21 protein-coding genes are annotated in these 25462 nt (G+C 42.9%); 14 read left to right on the top strand and 7 right to left on the bottom strand.

The window, feature by feature from the left end:
* Nucleotides 1-14: 14 nt before the first annotated feature.
* The 3 genes from ACK8P8_RS02515 to ACK8P8_RS02505 form a co-directional block, all read right to left on the bottom strand.
* The gene (locus ACK8P8_RS02515) at nucleotides 15-2681 is read right to left on the bottom strand and encodes a zinc-dependent metalloprotease (protein ID WP_255469471.1); all 2667 of its coding nucleotides are present in this window, start codon (nucleotides 2679-2681) and stop codon (nucleotides 15-17) included.
* A 41-nt stretch (nucleotides 2682-2722) separates the two neighbouring features.
* On the bottom strand, nucleotides 2723-3895 hold the full coding sequence (locus ACK8P8_RS02510) for a FecR family protein (RefSeq protein ID WP_410025518.1): 1173 nt from the start codon (nucleotides 3893-3895) through the stop codon (nucleotides 2723-2725).
* A 294-nt stretch (nucleotides 3896-4189) separates the two neighbouring features.
* Entirely contained in the window at nucleotides 4190-6097 is a 1908-nt protein-coding gene (locus ACK8P8_RS02505) for a RecQ family ATP-dependent DNA helicase (protein ID WP_186975821.1), read from the bottom strand.
* Nucleotides 6098-6202: 105 nt separating this feature from the next.
* On the opposite strand from ACK8P8_RS02505, the gene ACK8P8_RS02500 reads away from it, so the two are divergent.
* The 4 genes from ACK8P8_RS02500 (at nucleotide 6203) to ACK8P8_RS02485 (ending at nucleotide 11930) form a co-directional block, all read left to right on the top strand.
* Nucleotides 6203-7045, top strand: coding sequence for a peptidyl-prolyl cis-trans isomerase (locus ACK8P8_RS02500; protein ID WP_255469472.1), 843 nt, complete (start codon nucleotides 6203-6205; stop codon nucleotides 7043-7045).
* A gap of 112 nt (nucleotides 7046-7157) precedes the next feature.
* The gene (locus ACK8P8_RS02495) at nucleotides 7158-8495 is read left to right on the top strand and encodes a peptidylprolyl isomerase (RefSeq protein WP_186975598.1); all 1338 of its coding nucleotides are present in this window, start codon (nucleotides 7158-7160) and stop codon (nucleotides 8493-8495) included.
* 27 nt (nucleotides 8496-8522) lie between these two features.
* Nucleotides 8523-10097, top strand: coding sequence for an OstA-like protein (locus ACK8P8_RS02490; protein ID WP_186975599.1), 1575 nt, complete (start codon nucleotides 8523-8525; stop codon nucleotides 10095-10097).
* 66 nt (nucleotides 10098-10163) lie between these two features.
* Nucleotides 10164-11930 (top strand): O-antigen ligase family protein, encoded by a 1767-nt coding sequence (locus tag ACK8P8_RS02485; protein WP_186975600.1) that lies wholly within the window; start codon nucleotides 10164-10166, stop codon nucleotides 11928-11930.
* On the opposite strand, the gene ACK8P8_RS02480 is transcribed toward ACK8P8_RS02485, so the two are convergent.
* A complete protein-coding gene (locus tag ACK8P8_RS02480) occupies nucleotides 11910-12608 on the bottom strand; it encodes a response regulator transcription factor (RefSeq protein ID WP_099292631.1) in 699 nt (232 codons plus the stop codon). The two genes, ACK8P8_RS02485 and ACK8P8_RS02480, sit on opposite strands and share 21 nt — an antisense overlap.
* Nucleotides 12520-13953: a sensor histidine kinase gene (locus ACK8P8_RS02475; protein ID WP_186975601.1), complete on the bottom strand. Its 1434-nt coding sequence runs from the start codon at nucleotides 13951-13953 to the stop codon at nucleotides 12520-12522. Before ACK8P8_RS02475 ends, ACK8P8_RS02480 begins: the two co-directional genes overlap by 89 nt.
* Before the next feature lie 110 nt (nucleotides 13954-14063).
* Here ACK8P8_RS02475 and ACK8P8_RS02470 point away from each other — a divergent pair, with 110 nt between their 5' ends.
* From ACK8P8_RS02470 to ACK8P8_RS02440, 7 genes are all read left to right on the top strand, one after another.
* Nucleotides 14064-14282 (top strand): hypothetical protein, encoded by a 219-nt coding sequence (locus tag ACK8P8_RS02470; protein ID WP_186975602.1) that lies wholly within the window; start codon nucleotides 14064-14066, stop codon nucleotides 14280-14282.
* A gap of 8 nt (nucleotides 14283-14290) precedes the next feature.
* Nucleotides 14291-15328 carry a BF3164 family lipoprotein gene (locus ACK8P8_RS02465; RefSeq protein WP_186975603.1) on the top strand — a complete coding sequence of 346 codons (1038 nt, stop codon included), beginning with the start codon at nucleotides 14291-14293 and terminating at the stop codon, nucleotides 15326-15328.
* Nucleotides 15329-15339: 11 nt separating this feature from the next.
* Nucleotides 15340-15759, top strand: coding sequence for a DUF1573 domain-containing protein (locus ACK8P8_RS02460; RefSeq protein WP_186975604.1), 420 nt, complete (start codon nucleotides 15340-15342; stop codon nucleotides 15757-15759).
* Nucleotides 15760-16395: 636 nt separating this feature from the next.
* Nucleotides 16396-17568, top strand: coding sequence for a DUF4934 domain-containing protein (locus tag ACK8P8_RS02455; RefSeq protein ID WP_186975605.1), 1173 nt, complete (start codon nucleotides 16396-16398; stop codon nucleotides 17566-17568).
* A gap of 4 nt (nucleotides 17569-17572) precedes the next feature.
* A complete protein-coding gene (locus tag ACK8P8_RS02450; RefSeq protein WP_186975606.1) occupies nucleotides 17573-18166 on the top strand; it encodes a hypothetical protein in 594 nt (197 codons plus the stop codon).
* Between the two features lie 95 nt (nucleotides 18167-18261).
* Nucleotides 18262-19386, top strand: coding sequence for a hypothetical protein (locus ACK8P8_RS02445; RefSeq protein WP_186975607.1), 1125 nt, complete (start codon nucleotides 18262-18264; stop codon nucleotides 19384-19386).
* A 12-nt stretch (nucleotides 19387-19398) separates the two neighbouring features.
* A complete protein-coding gene (locus ACK8P8_RS02440) occupies nucleotides 19399-21519 on the top strand; it encodes a hypothetical protein (RefSeq protein ID WP_186975608.1) in 2121 nt (706 codons plus the stop codon).
* Between the two features lie 21 nt (nucleotides 21520-21540).
* Here the strand turns inward: ACK8P8_RS02440 and ACK8P8_RS02435 are convergent, their stop codons facing one another.
* A complete protein-coding gene (locus ACK8P8_RS02435; protein ID WP_186975609.1) occupies nucleotides 21541-22167 on the bottom strand; it encodes a hypothetical protein in 627 nt (208 codons plus the stop codon).
* A 12-nt stretch (nucleotides 22168-22179) separates the two neighbouring features.
* The gene (locus tag ACK8P8_RS02430) at nucleotides 22180-22821 is read right to left on the bottom strand and encodes a DUF6266 family protein (protein ID WP_410025517.1); all 642 of its coding nucleotides are present in this window, start codon (nucleotides 22819-22821) and stop codon (nucleotides 22180-22182) included.
* Between the two features lie 590 nt (nucleotides 22822-23411).
* Here ACK8P8_RS02430 and ACK8P8_RS02425 point away from each other — a divergent pair.
* From ACK8P8_RS02425 to ACK8P8_RS02415, 3 genes are read left to right on the top strand one after another with little or no spacing between them, the layout of a single operon-like run.
* Nucleotides 23412-23648, top strand: coding sequence for a hypothetical protein (locus ACK8P8_RS02425; RefSeq protein WP_186975611.1), 237 nt, complete (start codon nucleotides 23412-23414; stop codon nucleotides 23646-23648).
* Between the two features lie 55 nt (nucleotides 23649-23703).
* Entirely contained in the window at nucleotides 23704-24873 is a 1170-nt protein-coding gene (locus ACK8P8_RS02420; RefSeq protein ID WP_410025516.1) for a DUF4934 domain-containing protein, read from the top strand.
* Complete coding sequence (locus tag ACK8P8_RS02415; protein ID WP_186975613.1) at nucleotides 24857-25429, top strand: hypothetical protein; 573 nt, start codon at nucleotides 24857-24859, stop codon at nucleotides 25427-25429. Before ACK8P8_RS02420 ends, ACK8P8_RS02415 begins: the two co-directional genes overlap by 17 nt.
* The last annotated feature ends 33 nt before the right edge of the window (nucleotides 25430-25462 follow it).

Below are 25462 nucleotides of genomic sequence, written 5' to 3'. Positions count from 1 at the left end.
CGGACCTTATAGACTCATTTCTCATTCAACGCTTTCAACGCCTCATCCAACGTGTAAAGCATCGCTTGGTAGTGTGCCTTCGTTTCGGTATCTGCCGAAGACAATTTACTGTTCAACAGATTCTTCACCCGAATAGCGTAAGCGTGGAAACGGGTTTTGGAATCATCGATAGTGCGGGTATTCACGCGGTATTGCCACCCGTAGCCGTACTTGAAAGAATTAAGAGCCATTTGTTTCGCCACGAAGCCGCGTCCCCGTTCGCGTTCTATCTCCCGCAATTCATCCCGGAACACGCTCACCAAACCGGATTCGTCCAGACCGTAAGTGACAATTTCATCCACGGAAGGCATATACGCCTCGTTCCCCACGGCAGGCACATCCTCATCAGTCAACACTTTCACCAATTTTGACTTCTTCGTGATCACGTCGGCAGACTGGTCTATCGACAAACGTTGCAAGATCTTCTCCCCTTCGGTCGGCTTCCGGTTCTTAATAGCACTTTCCCAAACTTGGGTGTACATATCGTCAAAATAATCTTTCATCGTGTAGGGATTCTTGGATACATGGGCGGAAAGCATCACGTTCTTGTAACATCCCAACAACTCGGTTCCAGTGTAATAGCGCACGATCGGGGGCAAGGCAACCCGCAACGAGAACTGGTCGGTCAACGTTTCGTTGTGCAGCCAATCACTATTCTTCAATTGATTCAACACCCACAAGAAAGATTTCCGTTGCACCTCTCTCGGCACGGATTGGTACGTCTTACCCGGTGTTCCCGCCTTCACTTCCGACAGGTAAATACCACCCACGTTATACATCACATTGCGCAAATAACGATAATACTGGTTCCCCAACTCGTTATACATCTGCTCCTTGTAAGCGCCGTCCGCATCATCCTGAATCCACTCGTTCAAGTGTAACAAAATATATTTCAGATTCCGTATCCCGTACTCCCCCGCCTTAATCGGGTCATTCCCCAAATCTTCCTCGATAGCACTCGGGTCATAACGCTCTATCACCTGCTGTTTCCCATAGCGGTACAACGGATCGCCCGCTTTCTCGTCTATCCAACTCTCCAACACGGCTGCCTCCTCTTTCGGGCTAAGTCCCGGTAGTGGCGTGTACAACCATTTAATCACGTACTCGTCATACACTCCTAGATCGGGCGGAGTCAATTTCACCCCTTTATCTCCCGGCTGCGCCACGTAATTAAAGCGGGCGTAGTCCATGATAGAGGGAGTCGTGCCATACTTTCGAGTGAAAGTTGCCGACCGCAACGAGTCCACGGGATAGGCGGCCGAAGCAGCCATATTATGCATCAAACCAAGCGTATGCCCAATCTCGTGAGCGATAATATACTCCAAAGATTCCGCCAACACGTTATCCGGTAGCTTCTTCCCTCTCACGGATTCATCCACTTGTGAAGTCTGCAAAAAACGCCATTGGTTCACGAGCTTCGCCACGTCATTGAAAATAATCACGGACGCGTTGATAATTTCCCCGGTTCTCGGGTCTGTCCACGAGGGTCCCATGGCATTGGATATTGCTGCCGGCACGTAACGGATGCAGGAATACTTCAAGTTATCAGGATCGAAATTCGGGTCGTCCTTCGGGAAATCCAACACTTGTACCGCGTTCTTGAACCCGATCTTCTCGAAAGCCTTATTCCAACGCAAAGTACCCCGACGCATCGGCTCCTTCCACGCTTCCGGGAAAGCATCGTCCAGATAATACACGATCGGTTTCACGGGTTCCACCAACTCGCCTCGTTTGTAGGCTTCCATATCCTTGGGTTCCAACTTCCAACGGGTAGCCAGAGTATAGGCCTGAATCTTATCCTGATCGGTCGAGATATGCTGTTTCGCATTCGTCAGGAACACCCCCACGCGGGAATCGCTGACACGGGGATGCATCTTCTCCTCCGGCAACAACAACAGCGTGCGCGTAGCCTTCACCGTCAACGGCTCGTTCCTTTTCAATAAAAGTATACCCAACATCTTCGCCGTCACGGAATAAGAAAGGTATGATTTCACCGTCACGTTATCGTCAAACGCTTTAATATCATCCAGAATAGACCCGGAACTATTAAACGCCGCCGTGATCTCCACCGTTCCCCCCGAATTGGCTATCGGCGCCAACTTCTCCACGTTCCCCGTGAACAGGGAGGTCATATCGACCAGAAAAGCAGAACTATCGTTCGTGTAGCAATAAATCTTGAACGAGTTGATAATCGGGTCCATGAAACTCCGCTCCATCACGGTTTTCATGTGTCCCTCGTTCTCGTTACAGGTGGCAGTCACGTTCACCTCTCTCATGAATATCGTGCTATCAGTCTTCGTGAACTTGATATGCATAGGCGGTTTCGGTTTGTACCCGATAGCGCACAGGTTATTGTCACTCGCCTCAGAAATCGTCGATGCCAACAACATTTCCCGGTTCAGGTACTTCGCGGGAATCTCGAAATAAAGTTTCCCGTCCACCTTATGCAAGGTAACAAAATTGCCCCGTGCCGTCACGCACAGCTTATTCTTCACCAGCTTGTCATACTTACTCTGCCGCTTCACGGGTTCTTTCTTCACCTCCGTGGTGGCTTTTTTCTTCTTTTTAGCGGAAGCAAAAGTTAGCTCCGGGCATGGCAATACAAATAGCATCACCATACTTAAGGTAATCCATCTTTTCATTTCAAAAATTTAAACCAAACTTATTTTTTCACTCTATACCTTTAGTGTACTTTCTCATGACTATCGTACACCGTAATCTTCTTATCATCACTTGTTTTAAATACCACGTCGGCAGCCTGCTCCATGATTTGCAATACGGCTGTTATATTCTCGTACCGGGGAATAAATCCCGAGAACTTGTATTCTTCGATTTCCGGGTTGTCAAACACGAAATCCACGTCATACCAGCGGGATATCTTTTTCAACAAATCCTTCAATCGTTCCTCGCTAAAACTAAACTGGTCTTTCGTCCACGAGATATACGAATAGACATTCACCTCCCGCGTGGTGATACCCGAACGTGTCACCGAAGCCATCACCCCGGGAATCAGCAACACCCTCGTGTCCCCCCGCTCCACGTTCACCCGTCCCTCGACCAGCGTGGTCATAGACACGTCGTCACTCGTGTAAGCCGAGATATTAAACGTCGTACCCAGTACTCTCACCTTGTAATCGGTACAATGCACGATAAAAGGTTTCTCCGCGTCTTTAGCCACTTGGAAAAATCCCTCCCCGTCAAGGAATACTTCCCGGGTATCGCCGTTAAACGCCTGCGGGAACCTTAACCGCGATTCGGAATTCAACATGACCTTCGTTCCGTCCGCCAATTGCAGGGAATAAGCCCCTCCCCGCGGAATCTCCAAAGTATTATACACGAGAGTATCCGAACCCGAAGTTTCGTGATACACCAACGCCTCCCCGTTATTGCTCACGAAAGGCAATCGCTCGATTAGCGTGTCCTTCATCACCGGTGTAATCTGTAACGTATCGCCCCCGGGCAAAATCAAAGAAGCCTTCTTGCTGAAAGAATACTCGCCGACTGGCAGGACTTTTGCCAACTGCCGGGGGTTCTCCTTCTCGGGAGCGAGCAAGATATAAGAAGCAATACCCAAAACGAGGAACGAAGCGGCAATCGCCACACGATACAAACGATGCACGGAACGTCTTTTCCGAATACCTTTCTCCACGGCAGCCCACTCCCTGCGGGTATCAAATTGCTTGTACAGCGCGTACTCCGCATGTTCCTTGTATTCACGTTCCAAGCGTCGGTACATCTCCTCGTTGGCCTTCGAACAAGATTTCCACGATATAAAAAGTACCTCTTCATCCGGGGTCAATTCCCCCCGAAGACTCCGTACAATCAAACGAATAATATCATCATTCTCTTTTCTCATCTCATCGCTATTTCCCTTATAACACTTCACGAGAAAAAAGGTACCGATGATTCTAAAACTTTTTTTCTTTCACTAAATAAAACTCGAAATATATCTTTAGTTTTATGTTCCCTATATTATTCTCTATCCCTACTTTACCTTAAAAATACTGGTTTAACATACCACAAAGGCAGCATAAACGACGGGTTACGTTCATGATACGTCCATGATACGTTCATGCTACGTTCATGAGGTAGCGAAAGGGTAGCGTAAGGGGTAACGAACCCTTTACCATACACAAGTTACAGGTAAACTTTACCGGCTTATCAATCCAAGAACAGACGGAGTGACATATCGAATCTTCCCTTCATCCAGTAATACCCGAATCCGCTCGACCACCACCTCCGGTGACACACCTATTCCACGGACTAATTCATTTACAGGAACATCCCGCCCCGCGAGCAATTGCAGTATCCGCTCGTCCGTCCCGACAGGTTCCTCCCTTACCGACGCTTTCTTCCGACTGATACACACGTCACATATACCGCAGGCTTCGCTTTCCTTCTGCCCGAAATATTCCATCAACAACAATTGCCGACACGTTTCCTTATCCTCGCAATAGCGCACCATAGCCTCGATTTTGCTCGCATACGCGTGTTTGCGCTCCTCGTAAGCCTCCCGACCGATAGACACGTATGACAGAGGCAAGCGGGGACGGTGGAAAATAACATAAGGTTTCGTGTCCCCCGGCACGTAACGGATAATCTTGCGTTTAGCCAGAGTAACGAAAGCATCATACAACTCTTTCCGCTTTATCCCCAGTTGATCCGCTAAAAAGCCCTCGTCAATATAAGCATCTTGAACAAAAATACCCGCGTAGTTTCTCATTAGAAGTACCAATAACTTCTCCATTAAAGGGTTACCCGTGTCAATATCGTACAAACGATCACGCACGACGATAAACATCACCCGGGAACGAGTATTCAAATCGGTCGTGTAAGTCAGATATCCCGCCACGTCCAATATTTCAATGGCAGACATCGCTTTCGCCAAGTTCAACTTGAAATTTGTCACGAATACATCCGGGTTAAATTCCGACACGAGCCCCTCGCCCTCGCCTTCACCCAATTGATAATAGTTAAACAAAGCCTCGTACACCCGTTTAATATACTCTTTCGACGGGAACGCATCCTCTATACGCCTTTTTAACGCACCCACGGCCGGGGGAGAAGACAACAACACGGCATACGCCCGCTTCCCGTCCCGTCCGGCTCGTCCCGCTTCTTGGAAATATGCCTCGGGACTGTCCGGAATATCGTAATGCACCACTACCCGCACATCCGGTTTGTCAATCCCCATCCCGAAAGCATTGGTAGCCACGATAACGGGTACTTCCCCGTTCTTCCATAATTCCTGACGCCGTGCCCGCTGTAAAGAAGACAAACCGGCATGATAGAAATCGGATTTTATTCCCGATTTATTCAAGAAAGCGGCCACGGACGAGGCTTTCTCCCGTGTACGCACGTACACGATAGCCCCTCCCCGCACCTTGGACAATATGTTATAAAGTTCGAGCGGTTTCGCCTCCGTTTCCCGAATCACGTACGAGATATTCTCTCTACGGAAACTCTTTGACAGGACACGGGGAGTCTCGAAACGAAGTTGTTGCTGGATATCTTTCACCACTGCCGGAGTTGCCGTGGCGGTTAAGGCGAGGATAACCACCCCGGGGAAGTATTCCCGCACATCCGCTATTCGCAAGTACGCGGGGCGAAAATCATATCCCCATTGCGATATGCAGTGAGCCTCGTCCACCGTGATCATGCACACGTTCATCATCCGTAATTTTTCACGGAAACGCTCGGAATACAAACGCTCGGGAGAAACATAAAGGAACTTCACCGTATCGTAAATACACTTATTAATAATAGATGCCACCCGTTCCGTCTTCATCCCGGTATAAATCGCCTCAGCCGAAATTCCTCTCCCTTTCAGATCTTCCACCTGATCTTTCATCAACGCGATCAAAGGAGTCACCACCAGACAGACGCCCTCCATCGCCAATCCCGACACCTGATAAGTAAGGGACTTACCCCCACCCGTCGGCATAAGGGCAAGTGTATCCCTCCCGCTCATCACGGAGCGGATAATATCCTCTTGCAGGGAACGAAACTCATCATATCCCCAGTACGTTTTCAATATATCCTTTATATCGCGGGTCATCATTCGAAATCTTCCACAAAAATACAAAATACACGAAAAAACTGCCACGAATCGATAGAATTAAATCGCTTTTTATTATTTTCGCCCGAATATAATTCAAGCGAGATGATGAAATTACAATATATACTGTTGATAACCCTTTTTCTGGGCGCATGTAAAGAAAATTTCCCCGAAGAGGAAAAGCTCGTTGCCAAAGCATTTGATAAATATTTATTCCTCTCGGAAGTAAATAGTATCATCCCCGCCGGCACCCCCTCGGCAGACAGCACGATCATGGCACAAAGTTACGTGAGAAACTGGATAACCAAGGAACTCCTGCTCCACAAGGCAATCCAGAATCTAAGCGATGAAGAAAAGAATATCCGCAAGCAAGTGGAAGATTACTCCTCGTCCATCCTCATCCATAAATACAAGGAGAAACTCGTGGCTCAAAAACTCGACCGGGGTATCAGCGATGCCGAGATAGCGCAATATTACGACAACAACAAGTTCAACTTCATACTCAACACTCCCGTCGTGCGGGCATTGTTTATCGTGTTGCCGAAATCGGCTATCAATATTGACAACGTACGGAAATGGTTCCGCTCGAAAGATGCCAAAGATCAAGCGGCACTGGAAGAGTATTGCATTACTTCGGCTAAAAAATACGATAACTTCAATGACCAATGGATACCCTTGCGCGATATATTGAACCTGTTGCCCATCACGGGCAGTGATTGGGAAGCCAAATATAAAAACAAAGAGTTGATAGAAACGGAAAATGATGAGAATTACTATTTCCTGAAAATATACGAAACTCGCCAAGAACACGAAACTGCTCCCCTCGGGTACGTGAAAAAAGAAATCGAAATACTATTATTGAACAAACGCAAAATAGCCTTCGAGGAAAACCTAGAGAAAGACATAAACGCGGAAGGAACACGTAAAGATTACGTCAAAATTTATTAACAGGATTTGAAAATTAAAAATAAAAAAGCGAAAACGAACGGATTATTCTTAGATTTGAAGAAAAAGTATTAGTTTAGAGCGTTTTTATTGAGTATAAATTTATTAAAGGATTATGAGATATTTATCACTGCTTATACTTTTATTTTTAGCTAGTTATGCTTCAGCACAAAAGAACGTGATTGACAAGATTATCGCTGTGGTCGGAGAAGAAATCGTGTTGAAATCAGACATCGAGAACGATTTTTTACATGAACAGACGCGAAGCGCAATCGCTAACCAAGCCGATGCCAAAGCTCAAATATTCGAGAACAGACTGGTTCAGAAGCTATTGATGGCGCAAGCCAAAATAGATAGTATTGCTGTTAGCGACACAGAGGTAGAAGCACAATTAAACTCTCAGTTGGAAGAATACGTGAGAAACATCGGTTCACGCGAGAAACTGGAAAGCTATTTCGGTAAATCATACGAGGAAATCAAAAACGAAATGCGTACCCCGATGCGGGAACAAATGATCACCAATCGGATGCAACAGAAAATAGTGGAAAACGTTCGGGTTACCCCTTCGGAAGTACGTTATTTCTACCGCAAATTCAACAAAGACAGTTTACCGGAAGTGGGTGACAGATACGAGATACAACAAATCGTGATTAAACCGAAAATTGCCGACACGGAAAAAGAACGTATCCGGAACCTGCTTAGACAATACCGCGATGACATCCTTGAAGGCAAACAATCATTCAATACGTTGGCAGTACTCTACTCGGAAGACCCGGGAACCGCTGCTAAAGGTGGAGAATTGGGTTATATGTCCAAGAACGAATTGACACCGGAATTTGCCGAAGCGGCATTCAGTTTGAAACCGGGAAAAATATCCAAAATCGTGGAATCGGAATACGGTTTTCACATTATCCAATACATCGACCGCCAAGGAGATAAAGTAAACGTTCGTCATATCTTGTTACGCCCCAGAATTGAAGAAAAAGACCGTGAAGCAGCCCTTCAACGTCTGGACAGTCTGGTGACTACCATCAAAAACGGGGAATGGACATTCGAAGAAGCCGCTTTCTGGGTATCAACCGATAAAAAAACCAGTAAAAATGGCGGACTCCTTTTCAACGCGTACGACGCGGATTCCAAATTACCGAAAGAGTTAATCAAAGGAGATATGGCACGTCAGGTAAACAGCTTGCAAGTAGGTGAAATCTCCGAACCCTTCCTTGACAGAACAGAAATAGGCGACGAGTACAAAATCATCAAAATAAAAGCGTATTACCCCGCTCACACGGCTAATCTTGAAGATGACTGGATGAGCTTCGAGAACGGGCTGAAAAGAAAAAAAGAACAGGAAGTTATCGAGAAATGGATCAAGGAAAGACAAGCGAATACCTATATCCATATCGACGATGAATACAAAAACATCAAATTCCACTACGACGGTTGGATTAAATAATTGATGATCTAAGATTGACTATTTTTCATGGCAAGAGCAGGTATTTGGGTTGGAATGTTATGCGTGTTATGGGGATTATTCCCCGTAAACGGTATGGCACAAGTAAAAAAGTCGAAAGTAAACATTCTGAATTCCGATAATTTCAGCATGGATACCCAGAATAGCCTGCGAAAATTTATCGGGAACGTACACATGAAGCACGATGATGTACTCATGTGGTGCGACAGTCTTTATCAAGTAGAACGACCGGATACCAATTACCTTGAAGCCTTCGGGCATGTGCGGGTCATAAAGAATGACAGTATCCACATGACAGGGGATTACATGTATTATGACTCGAACAAAAAAATGATACAAGTACGCCGGAACGTAACCCTCAAAGACCCGCAAATCACGCTAAAGACCAATTATCTGGATTATGACGGGATTTTCGACATCGGGTACTATTTCAACTGGGGTAACCTGAAAGATGAAGTAAACACGCTGGATAGCAAACAAGGCACCTACTTCACGCAATCCAAGCTCGCCTTTTTCAAGGATAGCGTGAAAGTGGTTTCCCCCGATTATGATATCTATTCCGATACATTGAAATACAACACCGAGACAAAACTGGTGTACATCCTCGGTCCCACCAATATTTACGGCAAAGGCGAAGACAACAACACTCTCTACTCCGAAGATGGATGGTACGACTCCAACTTAGGACATGCCGAGTTGTATAAAAATAACCGCCTCACCCACCTCACTTACACGGGATACGGCGACACCATGATAATTGACAGTATCAGCGGCATGGCAAACTTGTACCGGAACATCACTTTGATAGACTCGGTCAACGACGTGATCGTGAAAGGACATTACGCCCAGATGAACCGAGAAACCAACCAGTCATTCGTCACCGACAGTGCCCTACTTATCCTTTGCAGCAAACAGGATTCCCTGTTCCTGCACGGCGATACCCTGTATATGGAACAAGATTCCGCCAAAAATCAAATACTACGCGCGTTTCATAAGGTCAGATTCTTTAGCCAAGATATACAAGGCGTATGTGACTCTATGGTATACCTGACCGCAGATTCAACCGTAACCTTGTACAATGAACCCGTTACATGGGCATCCGGTTACCAGATGACTGCCGAAAAAATATCACTGCTCACGGGTAACGGGCAAATCAAACAATTCTATTTGAACAACAAAGCCTTCATGGTCGGACGACGATGGGATACCGAAATGTTCGACCAGATCAAAGGAAGAAATATGACCGGGTATTTCAAGGATAACGAGTTATACATGGTATACGTGGACGGGAGTGGCGAAACCATTTACTACCCGGATGACCAAGGTGCTATTATCGGTGTCAATCGTGCCACCAGTTCCAACATCCGTATCATGATAGAGAAACGACGGGTGACAGATATCATTTTCATAAACAAACCCGACGGTGACCTGACTCCCCTCTTCCTTGTCGACCCGAGAGAAGAACGTCTGAAAGATTTCCGCTGGTTGAAATACCTGCAACCCCTCGATAAATACGACATCTTCAACACCCCTCAACCACCTAAACAAGAAGAGGAAGAAGACGAAGCAAGCGATAATTCTTAGAATATTATCAACTTTCCATTATACATATTATATATATTTTCCTACTTTTGCATAAAACGACGTAAAATGCTATTGAAGGAGAATATTAAGACTTACACGCTAGGAACAATTGTTTTCATCTTATCGCTATTATTGTTGTCCTCTACATTCATCACGGGAGGGGAACTGGAAAACCGTATAGCGAAAATCTTTTGGTTCTACTCGATACTTCCTTGGGTTGCAATACCCTGTGTATTGTTGGCATTGATCCGTCCTTTCCGTTTCACGCTCACGGATCTACTTGTATTTCTCTATATAGCGTACAGCCTGCTGAACCTGCACTACTTCGGGCAAGGAATACACGCCCGGGCGGGAATCCTCGTGCTCGTTGGGGTTACCTATTTCCTTTTCAGGATACTCACCTCCTTCTCCTCCGGAAACTTCGTCAATGTCGCCCTTCTGGCTGTCGGATTTATCGAGGCGATGTGGGGCGTGGCACAGCTATACGGGCTCACTCCTTCATTTCACAACCAGTTCGACCTGACAGGTTCATTCTTTAACCCGGGGCCCTATTCCGGCTTTCTGGTCGCTATCTTTCCTCTGGCCTTACACTATGCCCTCACGACACACAAATGGCCTCATATCATTTCTATCGGCGTGGTAATCGCCCTCCTTCTCGTCCTGCCCGCTACCATGAGCCGGAGTGCATGGGTGGCAGCCATCGTCGGGTGTGCAATTGTAGTGGGATACCATTATCACCTGCGTCAGCAATGCATCGCATTCTATCGGGCGCATCCCGTTATTACCCCTATCGCCACGATTGTCATCTTTCTGGTCATTGGCATTTTAATGATCGGTACATACATGATGAAAAAAAGCTCCGCCGACGGACGTCTTTTAATTTGGAAAGTATCCACAACCATCATAACTTCACACCCGGTAACAGGAACCGGTTTCGGAAACTTCGCCGGACCTTACGGGAAAGCGCAGGAAGCCTATTTCACGCAAGACAACTACACGCCACAAGAAGAACTCGTTGCCGATGCCCCGGAATCCGCGTTCAACGAGTTTATTCAAATCACCGTGGAAAACGGTCTTATCGGGCTATTGCTTTTTCTCGGCATCATCGCCTCCGCCATCCGGAATGCCTATCGAGCCCAAATACACAAACAAGCGGGACACGTGGGAGCGTTAATCGCTTTTCTCATCTTCTCCTGTTTCTCCTACCCGTTCAACGTGTTGCCGTTAGCCATCCTGTTCTCGCTACTCACGGCACAATGTACGGCATCGCCTTCCGCCCCGTCCCCCCGATGGATAGTGGGAATATTCTACCTGTTTTTACTTGTTCCCGTGTGGTACTTCACCTCGGGAAAAACAGAACGCGGAGAAGCATTCAAACGCTGGAGAAGCGAACAAATCTATTTTAATATGCAGATATTCAAACGAACCGTGGACAATTACAGGGCGATATACCCCATTCTGAAAGATCATCCAGCCTTTCTGTTCGAGTACGGGCAATGCCTCTCCCGCACGGACAACCCAGACCAAAGTAACCGGGTACTTCGTGAAGCTGCCGTTCTTTCCTCCGACCCGATGATCTACAATATCATGGGAAAAAACTATCAGGCAATGCAACAATACGACTTGGCAGAAGCCACCTTCCTCACGGCATCCCGCATGGTTCCCAACCGAATCTACCCCCTCTACCTTCTCGCTAAAATGTACGCCGAAAGCGGACAAATCGATAAAGCCATCGTCACCGCCAACCTCGTCATCAACAAAAAACCGAAAGTATTCTCCTCCGCCGTCGAGGAAATGCAAAGAGATATGCGTTTACTTATCCGGAACTACTAAGAGGTAACAACCGTTATTATTGACTATTTCAACAGAGGGATCGGCTTTCAATATCTTTCGCAATTGTGATATATATGTTGATAATTCCCCTTTCTTGAGGTCATCGTCGAAATTCCATAATTCCTTGCATAATTCCGTACTCTTGATCTCTTCGTTTCTGCGCGTACAAAATATCAACATGATTTTCCCCTGCATTCCTTTTAATTTTGTCGCCTTACCGTCTATCGTCAAAATATTGGTAACCTTGTCATAAGTCATACGCGAAGACAGACGGAATACCCGTTGTTCACCTCTTTCCGCCCTTCTCATCGCGTCTTTCAAACGCTTGCCCAAACGATCAACCAAAACCTTGACAGACCAATCCTTGCTCACGTAATCATCCGCACCCCCGTCCGCTTCCATAACAGACAATCCCTCTTGGTCGTATCCGGTAAATACCACGATAGGCACCTGAGTATCATTCTCCCGAATCAACCGGATTACTTCCTCCCCGGTTTTTTCCGGCATTTCGATATCCAATAACAATATATCCCATTCATCCTTTTGGTAAGCCTCCCATGCCTCATCCCCATTCGTCACGGCATAAACGTCAAATCCTTGCTCCAATAATATTTCCGTGTACGTAATCCGCATCTCCTTCTCGTCCTCGGCATACAAAAGTTTTATCTTTCTTTCCATAGTTATCTAATTTTATAGTGAACGTGGAACCTTTTCCCAATTCGCTTTCCACGTGAACTTTCCCTTTATGCCTTTTCACAATTTTCTGAACGGATGCCAATCCCAACCCGAAGCCTTTTGCTTTCTCATCCCTACCAACTCGCCAATACTCTTCAAAAATATAAGGTAAATCTTTTTTAGCAATACCTTTCCCCTCGTCCGTCACTGATACGACAAGGGCTTTCCCCTCCCGGTAACAAGCTACTTTTATAAAAACCGTTTCCCCGGAATACTTCACCGCATTATCCATCAGATTCCGCAACGCGTACACGAACTGTTCCGAGAGCAACAACACGTTCGGCAACCTGTAATCCAACTCTACCCGAATATCCTTTTCCGGGTTAGCAAACTGCTCTTCCGCTGCCAACGCTACCAATTCCTCTTTCAATGAAATATCCACCCATTCCACTCGTTTGCGGTACATCAACATCGCCAACTGCAACACGTTACTCATTTCCCTTTTCAGCATGGCTGCTTTTTCCAACCCGATATCACACATCTCGCCTTTCTCTCTATCCGAAACCTTCTGAATCTGCCGCTGCAATCGAAGAAATAGTCCTTCGACCGCTCCCACGGGTCTTTTCAAATCATGCATTCTTTGTCTTAAACACGCTTCCTGCAATTGTCGCAACTTCCTTTGTTTCCAAATCCTACAGGCAAAAGATACAATCAACACCACGAGTACAGACCCGACCAAAATAATCCCGGTAAACTGCCACCAGAACCTGTATAGAAAATCCTTCCACGTGAAATCAAAAAGCACTCCCACCTTCTCCCCGCTAATATATCCCAATCGCACGTATCCCGCTTCCTCCATATCCATATACCTCGTGTTACCCGGCGGATATACCTCTTTCGTGTTGCCCAATGAATCTACGCGACGGAAAGCGATTGAGAGATTACCGATTACTTCTTCCGCCCTATGCTTAACCAACGAATCCAAACAAGCCAAGGTAATCGGGTTCTGCAAGTTCACGTCGTAAGTAACAATAGCATCCATCTCCCAAGCGGCTTCTATAGAATCTATCTCGAAACAATATTCTTTATCACGAATACCGATCGTCAATACATGTGTTTTTGCATCATAACCCCAATATCTCACGACACTATCAACTTTCATTCCCTCTCGTCCACTCCAGTACCCAATACTCCATAAAGTCGACCTATTCAATTCATCTCTTATTTTTCCATTCTCTCCCGTATACAACAAATAAACAAGCCAATATTGTAGCAAAATAACGAAACCAATAGCCAATACAGCCATTACCGTTTCCCTAAATAATGGTGTGCTTCCTATATGTTTCAATTTTATGAGAATTCTATGAACTTGCATTTGTCTTCCTCCTGTTTTTTATTTATATTTTTGTTGCACACAGCGAAACTAAATTAATGCAATATAATAAAAAGTTTTGAAATATGAAACACTTAGACCGAAAAAATACGATTATCGTTGCGATAAGTTTATTAGCGGGATTATTAACCAGTTTTTCACCTATTTCTGAAAAAGAAGAGGCCATCTCCCGCAATGTCGAAGCCCTTGCAAGAGGAGAAGGCTCTTCTTCAATCGATTGCATTTACGCGGAAGGCAAATGCATCATCAATAACACAATATATCCCGGTATGACTCATAAATAGTAAACACCATGAAAAAACATCTTGCAACATTAGTTATAATACCGCTATTTTTATCCTGTTCCACGGATAACAGCTATTTGGAGATCCCGGCATCCATCCAGACCTCGGGTAATGAAATCACCTCAACCCTCGTGACAAATCTTCACGAGTTTGGGATCATGACACCGCTAAAAATCACTAAACACGGGGATTTACTCGCAGTGGAACGACGTTATGAAGAAAATAACCTCAGCCTCATCGATCTTTCCAACCACACCACTCGCGACTGGTTACCTTTCGGCGAAGGGGAAAATGAAGCATACACAATTGACAATCTATCGGTAAACGAACAAGGGGAACTATCCGTTTTCGATTTTGAAACCGGTAAACTCCATCGCCACAACCCGAAGGCATTAAGCCGCTCCGCGGCTCATCCCCTCGTGCTGGCAGAAGGCACCAACACTCATCTCTCGGCTATCCAAGGTGACGGATTCGTAATTTCCACCGGGCTTTACGAGCAAGGCCGCTACCGTTTTTATTCACTGGACGACGGCAGCGAATCATACGCCGTCCCCTACCCCGTGCATCCCGCTTATCCCGAGTTATCCGATTACGGGAAAAGCATCCTTTGGGCAAGCACCGTACTACGCCTACGCCCGGACAACAAGGCTTTCGTCTGCACCGACATCCGTAGCGGGCAACTCGATATCTGTCGCATCAACGGCAACACGATCTCGCTCGTCTGCCGTCACACGTACTACTATCCCCACGTGGACATCAATGACGGAAAACATCCCCTCGTGGCTTATTACTCGGATAACGTCACGGGCTTCCGGGAAGTGGCAGTGTCTAATGAACGAATTTACGTGCTATACTCCGGTAAAACATACAAAGAATACGGGCAAAAAATCATCAACAGTTCCACCCTCCTCGTCTTCGACTGGAACGGAACCCTGTTAAATAATTACACCCTGCCGGAAGCCGCCAATTACCTCGCGTTCGACACGGAAGAAAACCAACTCTACGGGACTACTCCCGACGCGAAACTTGTCCAATTCAACTTGTAATCACCACCATCATGAAAAAAACACACCTTATATATATAGGTATACTTGTCACATGTTCGGCAGCCATCATTACATGTTGGCTTGCCTTTACCGCTCCCGTTCAAGAATGGACAAACGCCCCGCTCACCACGGTAGAGATATTGCAAGATTCCGTCAATTTGCAAACCCTGCATTACGACGATCACCCCGATATAATCTTCATCATCAAGAACACGGGTAAACACCCCCTCATCATCCGGGATATCGTCACCACTTGCGGCTGTACCGCCCCCCAATGGGACAAAAGTCCCGTTCTATCGGGCAAGACAAAAGATATAAAAGTAACCTTCAAGCCCAACTCGCTTGGACGTTTCAACAAAACGATACAAGTGTTATGTAACACTTCATCCAAAATACACGAGCTGAAGCTAGACGGCAACGTGATTGAATAGAAGTCAAACAAACCATTAAACATCATCAAATGGAAGAAAAGCGGTGCCGGAACAATCCTAGCAAGACCCCGACACCGCCAACTTCCTCAAAAAAGAAGAAAGTGTAAAGATAAAAAAATCCGAGACAAACGTCATCTCTCCCGTTGAAACGATATACACGGGTAAAAGACGGAACTATACATATCAATAATAAATTTTGATAATAATGAAAAGCATCATTTGGGGTAGTATCATCTTGACCACAATAATTGTAGTCAATGTATACGTATCACTCAACACATCTTTAGCAAACTTTCCGTTATTTAATACGGAGGCGTTAGCATTAGGAGAAGGTTCAGGTGGAAGTAAAACATACTTCCAAATAACTGCAGGATGTCGAAACTACGCTATGGAAAATTGGATCAATCGATGTTGCGAAGGTGCATCACCTAGCTGTATTCGTGACCGATGTAATTATGCAATAGTTGAAGGATGCGACAAATGGGGGTTAAGAGACATTTCTTTCTAAATTAAAAATCCTAAAGTACTTTAATCAAATAATTCAATTTCTATCAATTGAATAATAGATAAAGTACTTTAGTGAAAATAAGAATACTTTCTTCAAAACAATTTCAAAACTCATCCAATACAATCATTATGAAATCAACTTTATATATTACAATAGCATTTATCTTTATCTGGGGATGCAAATCAACTCCTAAAACAACAACAACCTCACTTTACACTATTACTCCTTTAGAGCAAGCCACAATGGCCAATGAATTTAGTCGCTATATTGATTCATTAGAAGTTGTACGATTAGAAGTCACCCCAGAATCATTTATTACCCACATAAAAAAGATTTTACTCTCGAAAAATAAAGAAATAATAGTATTAAATTCAACAGGTATATTAGTATTTGACCATAATGGTAAATTTATACGAAAAATAGGAAATCGAGGAAGAGGTCCAGAAGAATATATGGCATTAAGAGATATTTGTCTATCAAATGACTATCAATATTTATTAGCACTAGATTATACAAATCAAATCATAACATACAATCTACAAGATGGCAAATTCATAAAACGTACTATTCCAGAAATGGACAACCTAGATGAACGGTATTTAGATTTTGTAGAAATCTGTCCATCAGGCAATAATGGTTTCTTCTTATTCTGTTGTAATCCTCCTAATATTAGTGATTTCAGGCAAGATTTTTATTGTCTAATAGAATTTGATAAAGAAGGAAGATTCATAAACAAATATTTACAACGCATAGATTTCATCTTTCCAACACATATTATCACTCAATCCTATAAAAATGAATACATCATACGCCCTTTACAAGGCGATAATATTTGTTATAAAATTGTAGATAACAAACCTGAACCCTTTGTTACTATTGATTTTAAAGACAAATACATTCCTCAATACTATGTACATCCAAAACCTGGAGAAGGATTTCCTATACAAGAATACATGCACACAAATTATTACAAACTTCCTATTTATATACACAACACCTCTGAATATTTTTATTTCGGATGTTGCGCACCTAAAGCACAGGAAACATATTTTATCTTTTCTCTCAAAGAGCACAAAGGTCTTCGTTGGCAGAGTGATCCTAATGAAGAAGATGTATTTCTTTTTAAAGCAGCAGATTCAACTTTTTTCTATGGTGTTTATAATGATTATAAAGATTATTCCCATCAAGAACAACAAATGATGAAAAACACTTTAAAGAAATACATATTGGAGAAAACAAATATCTCACTTATTAATGGTGAGCAAAATCCAGCTATAATCAAAATCAAATTTAAAATATAATAATATGGCGATACGATTCAATTCTAAAAATCAATTATTATTTATATTTAGTTTTTGTGGAATAATTATTTTATCCAATTTCTTATTAATTTATAGACTTATTTCGAATAAGTCTATAAATAAAAAGTTAGAAAATTACATGAACATTATGATTTCCAAGAACCATCAAAATGAATTCTATATTGAACAAAATATCCTTTGCTCCATGTCTTCTTATGAAAGAATCTTACAATATATAGAAAAATACGATTCAACATTCTATACTCGTGATACTACTTTCATCTTACTCTTACCCAAAGACGCATGTTATACTTGCGTTATAGACTTGTTTAAAGAAATAAATCAATTAAAAATTGATATCAATTCTATTTATTTAATTATGGAGAAACAAGACAAACAAATTCAAAGAGATTGGTTATCTTACAATTTTAAATATCATTGTTTTGATGAACAAAATATATTCACCTCTCTCAATCTCAAAGATAATCCCGTTATTATCAAAACGACAGCAAAAAAAATAGATAATATTATATTAATTAACCAAGTTATTTCTCCCAAATTATTATCACTATTTTTTTACAAGAAAATAATAACATAATTCTAATCGGTAATCCATCTTAAACCTTCCCAAGCAAAAAGTATAAAAAAGTATTTCCTTTAAAGACTTACGAATCTTTTTAAATTATGTCGTATATGAAAATTATCTACACGTCATTCATTATACTTCTGGTATCATGCCACACAGAGGATATAAATCTATTTCCTCAACCTACAAATCCGGAAAAAGCCATTCGAATCACAAAAATAGATTGGGATACCATTGTCATGGAACACATAGAATCCTCGTATCTAGACAAATCCGGTATAACACAAAACAATGACCTATTTTTCATCGACACGTACTATTGCTACTTTTTCACGTTCGACACCTTGGGAAACTTCAAACACCGGTATCTCGGGCAAGGTAGAGCCCCACACGAAACAACAGCCGGAAAAATCGCGGGATATACTTTACTTCCCGATGGAGATTTATTCCTACTGGGTTTCCAATTGGATCATCATGTATACGATTCAACCTTCAATCTAAAAAAGACATTTTTCCTCGAAAGAAATAAAAGCACTGACATCACAAAAACATCTGCCATATACACGCATCAATACGATCGCTTGGCATGTAAAAATTATAACGACAACGTCTATTTCAACATGTATTCGGAACATCCCAACTTGGACTATATAGCACAAACAGACCGTTACATGAAAAAGTGCAGGCATATATCGGAAGTCAATATACAAACCGAAGCAGACGGAAGGATGCTCGGGGGTGGCTATCCCGAATTTTACAAATCAAATCCTCTCAAGTTCCTTGTCTTCTCGGGAATCAATTTTGATATAGATAATCAAGGCAATGTTTATGTATCATACGAGGCGGACTCTTTAATCTACAAATATGACTTCGACTATACACCCCTTTTATCATTCGGCTTCTCGGAGAAAAACATGAATACAGGTTACAAAAAAATCAACAGTTACAAAGAGTGCCGCAAATATCATGATGAAGAACGCAAGAATAAAGGTTACTACGGTTGGTTGCAATACATAAATGAAACGAATACCCTATTCCGTTCATACACGAAGGGTGACAAAGAGAACTCCGACGGGTTGCAAATTTACGAGAATATAATATTAATCGGCGACGTGCCAGTCCCGAAAACCCTAAAAATTGCCGGGTACATTAAACCTTATTATTATTCCCAGGCTATAATTGACGAAGAAAAAGAACAAATGATTATTTATCGATTCAAGTTACCCGGATAAATGGAAATCCTCATGAAAAAAATTGCTTTATTATTAGTCCTCATCATACCCTTTGCCTGTACCCGCTATCCCGCCGGAGTGGAAGAAACCCTTTCCCTCGCCGGGAGCAATCGTGGAGAACTGGAAAAAGTCTTACGCCACTATCGAGAAGCTCCTGCCGACTCCCTGAAATACAAAGCCGCCTGTTTCTTGATCGACAACATGAAATGGCATCTTTCCACGGAACAAGCTATATTCCCGGATTCTTCCATTTATAAATGGCATACCAGAATAGACAGCTTATACAAATACGCCACGGGTAACATACGGGACACCATGCTAAATTCAAGATATTACGAGGAAAGAAATTATTATTTCCAAATCGCGATAAAAAAATTAATCAACGCTATGCCCGTTGACACCCCGACAATCAAAAAAGGGACATTTCCCGATCCGAAATACATATCTTCCGCTTTTCTCGTGTCACATATAGAAAATGCTTTCCAAGCATGGCAAACCTCTCCGCACGCCTCCTATCTCACCTTTGAACAATTCAAAGAATTGATTCTCCCCTACCGGGCTATCGCAGGCTACCCGTTCTTCGAGAACGGGAAAAGACTAAACGACATGTTCAAAGGCTGGCTGGATCGTTCCACCATGAAAGATATACTCGGTTTCATCTTACGTTACAATCATTATACTCGATTTATACGCTCGTCATTAGCAATCAATCAATGGCAACACGTGGGTGTATATGACCTTTTCCTTGGATATAAAGGGGATTGTATTTGCATGGCAAACAACGCTTGCAACATATTCCGGGCTTACGGGATCCCCGTGGTCGTGGACCACAACGTGTCTTTTCGGGAGAAAACAAATAGACATTTCCACTGTAAATTTATTGACAGCACGACAAATCAAAATTTTTATAACAAAACTTTCAATTTCGACACCCTCAGCCCCTACTCCAGCGCTTCCCCCAGTTTTTTCAGAAACACGTTCGGCGCACAAACAAACAGTCCCTACATGTTAAAAGCCGAAGGGGAATACTTACCGGACTATTTTGATACCCCTTGCCTCAAAGAGGTAACCGGGGAATATTACCGGGTTACACGAGTGTCCCTTCCCTTCGACAAAGATACACCCAATCACTTGGCATTCCTTTACACGTTCGACAACACGCCAACAGGTACAGCTCCCGCGACATGGGGAAAAATCGACAAAGCACGAAAACAGGTCGTGTTCGAGAATGTGGTATACCACACGCTTTATTTTCCCTCTTATTTCCGGGGGGACACGCTTGTGTCATTCGCTTCCCCATTTTACATCGCTCCCGCTGATTCGCTTTCCGGATCATATCAAATTGTGGAAATAGTGCCGGAACATTCAACCCGTAAAGACACTCTTGTTCTTCTCCGTAAATTTCCGGAAAAACCTTACTTGAAAGAACAAGCAAAACGAATGATAGGCGGTCGATTCGAGGGGGCTAACCGCGAGGATTTTTCAGACTCGACACTGCTTTACACCATCCGGGAAGCCCCCATCCTCAATTTCCAGGAATACACCCCGGAAATATGCCGTCCGTTCCGTTTCTATCGATACGTCGCCCCGGGTGAGTTTCCCCGAAGCAACATGAGCATCATTGAATTTCTCACGGACGAATATACCCCTGAAGATTCTCTAAAACGAGCCACTCCCTTACCCGTTTTTTCTCCCGAGGTTGCCCGGAAGCAAAAAGGGCAAGAAACATACATGAAATTACACCCGGATATCGCAAAATATCCCAATCAACGTTGGGGTCCTTTATATAACACGAGTATGCAGTATCCTTCTTATGAAAGCACCAACGAAATGTCATTAAAACGTCCCATGAAAGTGAAAAAAATCCGCGTAGCTCCCTGTAACGCGGAAAACCATATCGTGATCGGTCACCGTTATCAACTCTTGTACTGGGACAACGAATGGAAAAACGCCGGGACTAAAATTGCCCGCCACAACTACCTTCTATTCAACAACGTACCTAGCGACCGCCTGTACTGGCTACGCGATCTCACGACAGGCAAAGAGGAACTCCCGTTCCTTTATCACGATAACAAACAATTATTCATATACCACGATACCATTATCCCGTTAAAAACAAATCTCCTTTACTGACAAGGAGATTTGTTTATAACATTATCCCAGTATTCCCAGCGTCCCGGAAGCCCTCTTCCCGTTAGCGCTGGTGGCGAAACCGTAAACAACCAGTTGCCCCGCATCCCACTCCTCGGGCAGCATCCATGCCAACTCGCCACACTCTCCCCTCGTCCCCAACTCCACGAGCCGGCTTCTCCGTAACACTCGCTCGAACACCGCACCAAACAGGCGATCGTCCTTCGCCATCCGGGGCATTAACGGCTGGCTTTCCCAGCGGAACACGACTTGCCGCTCGCCCGCCTCCACTTCCGCCCCGATCCGGGGCATCCCGAGTTCTCCGCTCGAGAGGGACAGCGACAACAAATCCACGGTAGTGTTCAACTCGTCGTCCACCTCGACTTTCCCGATATTATCCCTCACGAAACAATTCGAGCATACTTTTCGTGAAGCGGAGCAATACCCGGCTTCCAGCACGACGATAAAACCACGGCGAAGCGCCGTGACCACCCGCATACGCTCCCGCTGCTTCAATTGTGCCAAGGTCTTGGCGTCCTTTATCACGATCGCTTTTCCCCGCGCCACGTGTTTGTCGCCCAATTTGTACGCCGTCACGTTCCCCACGGAACCTGAAAGCCCCTGAAATATAGTAGGATCAAATATAGCCATAACTACCACCCGTTAAGATTTACGAATAGAAAAATACATACACGGGGAATAGCGTTTCCCGTCCGTCGTCCCAAAGAAACAATACAAGTGCGCCTCCGTCCATTCGCCTTCCGGCAAATAGACGCGCCCTTTCCCGTCGGCGCGGCATCCCCGCACGTTTTCCAACACGACGGGCTGATAGGGCTCGTTGTCGAAAATGGCAGCCACCATCAAGCGGTCGGTCGATTGAGCCGTCACCGTCGACGAATTATCCTGCCACGCCATCTCCAGCTGCCCCGCATCAGCCGCCACCTGCCGCATCCCGAAGGGTAATTGCAAACTACCCGCCGTCAGCATTAAACGGGGATAGTCAACGTAATCGCCTGCCCCGAACACGTTCATGTTCGCGTGTAAAAACCAATGGTATCCCGAAAGTCTTTCTTCCTCTCGTGCCACGATCGTGTAAACTTGTTCCAGCACGCTTCCCCGTGCGGCCCGGTGCATCGTCTGCGCACCCGGTAATTTCGACCGTTGCGCCGTTTGTCCTCCCGTGCGGGGATTCGCTATCGTTCTCGGCGATTTCCGCGCGTAAGTCTTTTTGCCTACCTTGTAGACCACGTAGCCATCGATTTTTCCCGAGGCTCCCACTAACATAGATTCATCTAAAATTGCCATTCTTTAAATTTTTTAATTAAACATTTAGCCGTTTTCCTTGAAAATTTTTGCCCTATTCAAGGTTGTTACGGCTTTTTCTCGTTAAAATAACAGTATATAAATATACAACATTTTTTTTCTAAATGCAAGTAATTTTCTATATATTTTTTATCAAAATAGAGCACGAGTGGGACTTGAATGGGAAATGAGTGGGAAATCATATCAACAGGATTTCTATAAAATAAATCTAAAACGTCCATTATATCCTGGAAATCACCTTAAGCATCCCTGAAACTGGGCAGAAATCCTCCATCCCGTGAAAAATTATGAGGATTCTCTTAACTTGTTATTGATTATTTCCCGAATTTCCGCTATATATTTGAAACGTTGTTACAGACAGAAAACAAAAATATGAACCGAGAGTAAAGGCGACGTCGGGAATTACCTTGAGAAACCGTCCCCGGCTGTCGCCTACCCTCTCCTAAAAAAAGTAAGGAGGTGAAGCGAAGATAGTATTTTTATTGGAAAAAAGATGTACGTCATCTTTAAATTGTTTGAGAGAACAATAGTGTGTGCGTGAAAAGAATAGAAAAACTTTAACAGTAAAGAATATGAAGAAAAAATTACTTATTGCAGCAACTATTTTAACGTTGGCAATTATCGCAAGCCTCGAAATAAACCTTAATATCGGAAAAAAAACGACAGCTATCTCTTTAAAAAATATTGAAGCTGTAGCTTTAGGAGAAGGGAGTACTACTAAAAAATATCCACTAAAAGGCAGACCAATTGGAAGTGGAATGTGGCAATATTACTGTGCTGACGAAAAAGATTACGGTTGTTCTGAATAATCAATCCAACGAGAGTTATAGTAATTTTATAGCTCTCGTTATTAAACTACAAACGATGAAAACTTTACATTTACTTTCATTTATTTTATACTGTCTTGTACTAGGATGCTCACCCCAAAAAAACAGTAATGATAAAAACACTCTTTATAGCATAGAGTTAAATCCTTCAAAATCTAAAAGTATTGATTGGAGACAAATTTTCGATACTTCGTCTATTGAAGTCATTCCGCTTGAAACAAAAGAAGAATCCTTATTAACATGGGCAGAACGATTCTATGCAAAAGATAGTATGTATACTTTTTTATCAGACAATCGTATTATCACATTCAAGAAAGATGGGAACTTTGCATTTCAAATATCCAGCCAAGGAAGAGGCCCGGGGGAATATATTGTAACAGAAGATTTTTACATAGACGACAACCAACATTTTTTCGTTCTTGATCGAAATGGGCACAAAATTGTAGAATATTCTCCCGGCGGCAGATTTATCAACGAGATATACATCGGTGTGTTCGGCTCATCTTTCATAAAAATAAATGAAGATTTATGGGCTATATATATTGGTTCATCGTCTTCAGAAAACTCGAATTTCCGTCTTAATTACTATTCCATAAAAGAAAATAAGATCATCAAGAGATTCAAAGAGATTAAAGAAAATGAATTGAACTGGCGACATTATCAAGATAATAGTAATTTCGTCCAACTTGATAAAAAAATATTTTTCTATTACTCTTTAAATTATACCATATATGAATTAACAGAAAATGGTATTATTCCATATTATAACTTAGATTGCGGAAAATATCAAATCCCAGACCAGATACTAGAAAAAGAGTATACCAGTGTCGTAGATTTCGATAAAAACATCAAGAATCATGAATATATAGCCCGTATAATGCCTATCTTCATTACTAATAACGAATTATATTTAGGATTCCAATTTGAAAACAATTATCTACACGCATTTCATTATGGTAAAACAACTACTGTTATAGAAAAATATTACAACTTTTTGGGAATAACAGGTTTTACCATTCCTACGAACGAAGCAATTCTTCCAGTCAATTTCCAAAACGGTTTTTTCTATTATATTGTTGAATCAACTTTAATTCCGGATCATCTGAAAAAAACATTTTCCAAACAACATAATTTACCACAACTCGATGAAAATGCCAATCCTCTACTCCTTAAAGTAAAAACGAAAGCCCATGAAAATAAAGAATAATAGTTTATGGATTATTTTATTCATAATATACACGATTGTTATAATTCTATTAACATGGAGACATTATCATATAGTCCAAAATTTAAACAAAGTAATTATTAGCCAAGAGATATTAATCGAAACATCACGAGCAGATTTAAAAATCCGTTTAATATCGGAAAATGAAATTCAAAAAGAATCTAAATATCTCGAACAAATTTTGAAAGCAGATAATTTTGATGACGCATTATTTATGTACGTACCTCTTTCTACTTGTGATGATTGTAATGCAGCCATCTATGAAGACATAGCTTTATCCACAAAAAACTCTAAAAGACCTATTTATATTCTAACCCCATTAAGCAAATTTAGGGCTAACAAGAAATTTTTCTCAAAATACAATTGGCATGTAGTAAGTTTAAAAAAAGAATTAACACTCTCTCGTGGAGAAAAACCAATTCTGTTCTCAATGACACTCGGGTATTGCAAAAACTTTATTGTATTAAACAAGAACGAGTCGGAAAAAATAAAAGCATATTTTGAAAATACACATAATTCAATACCCGAATGTGAATAAAATTCTATCCAAATGAAAAAAATTGCATTAATT

It is taken from the genome of Butyricimonas muris (assembly GCF_046365375.1).
In the GTDB taxonomy this organism is placed as follows: domain Bacteria; phylum Bacteroidota; class Bacteroidia; order Bacteroidales; family Marinifilaceae; genus Butyricimonas; species Butyricimonas muris.
The sequence above is the reverse complement of the archived record's forward strand: the minus strand, read 5'-3'. Positions and strand labels throughout refer to the sequence as shown.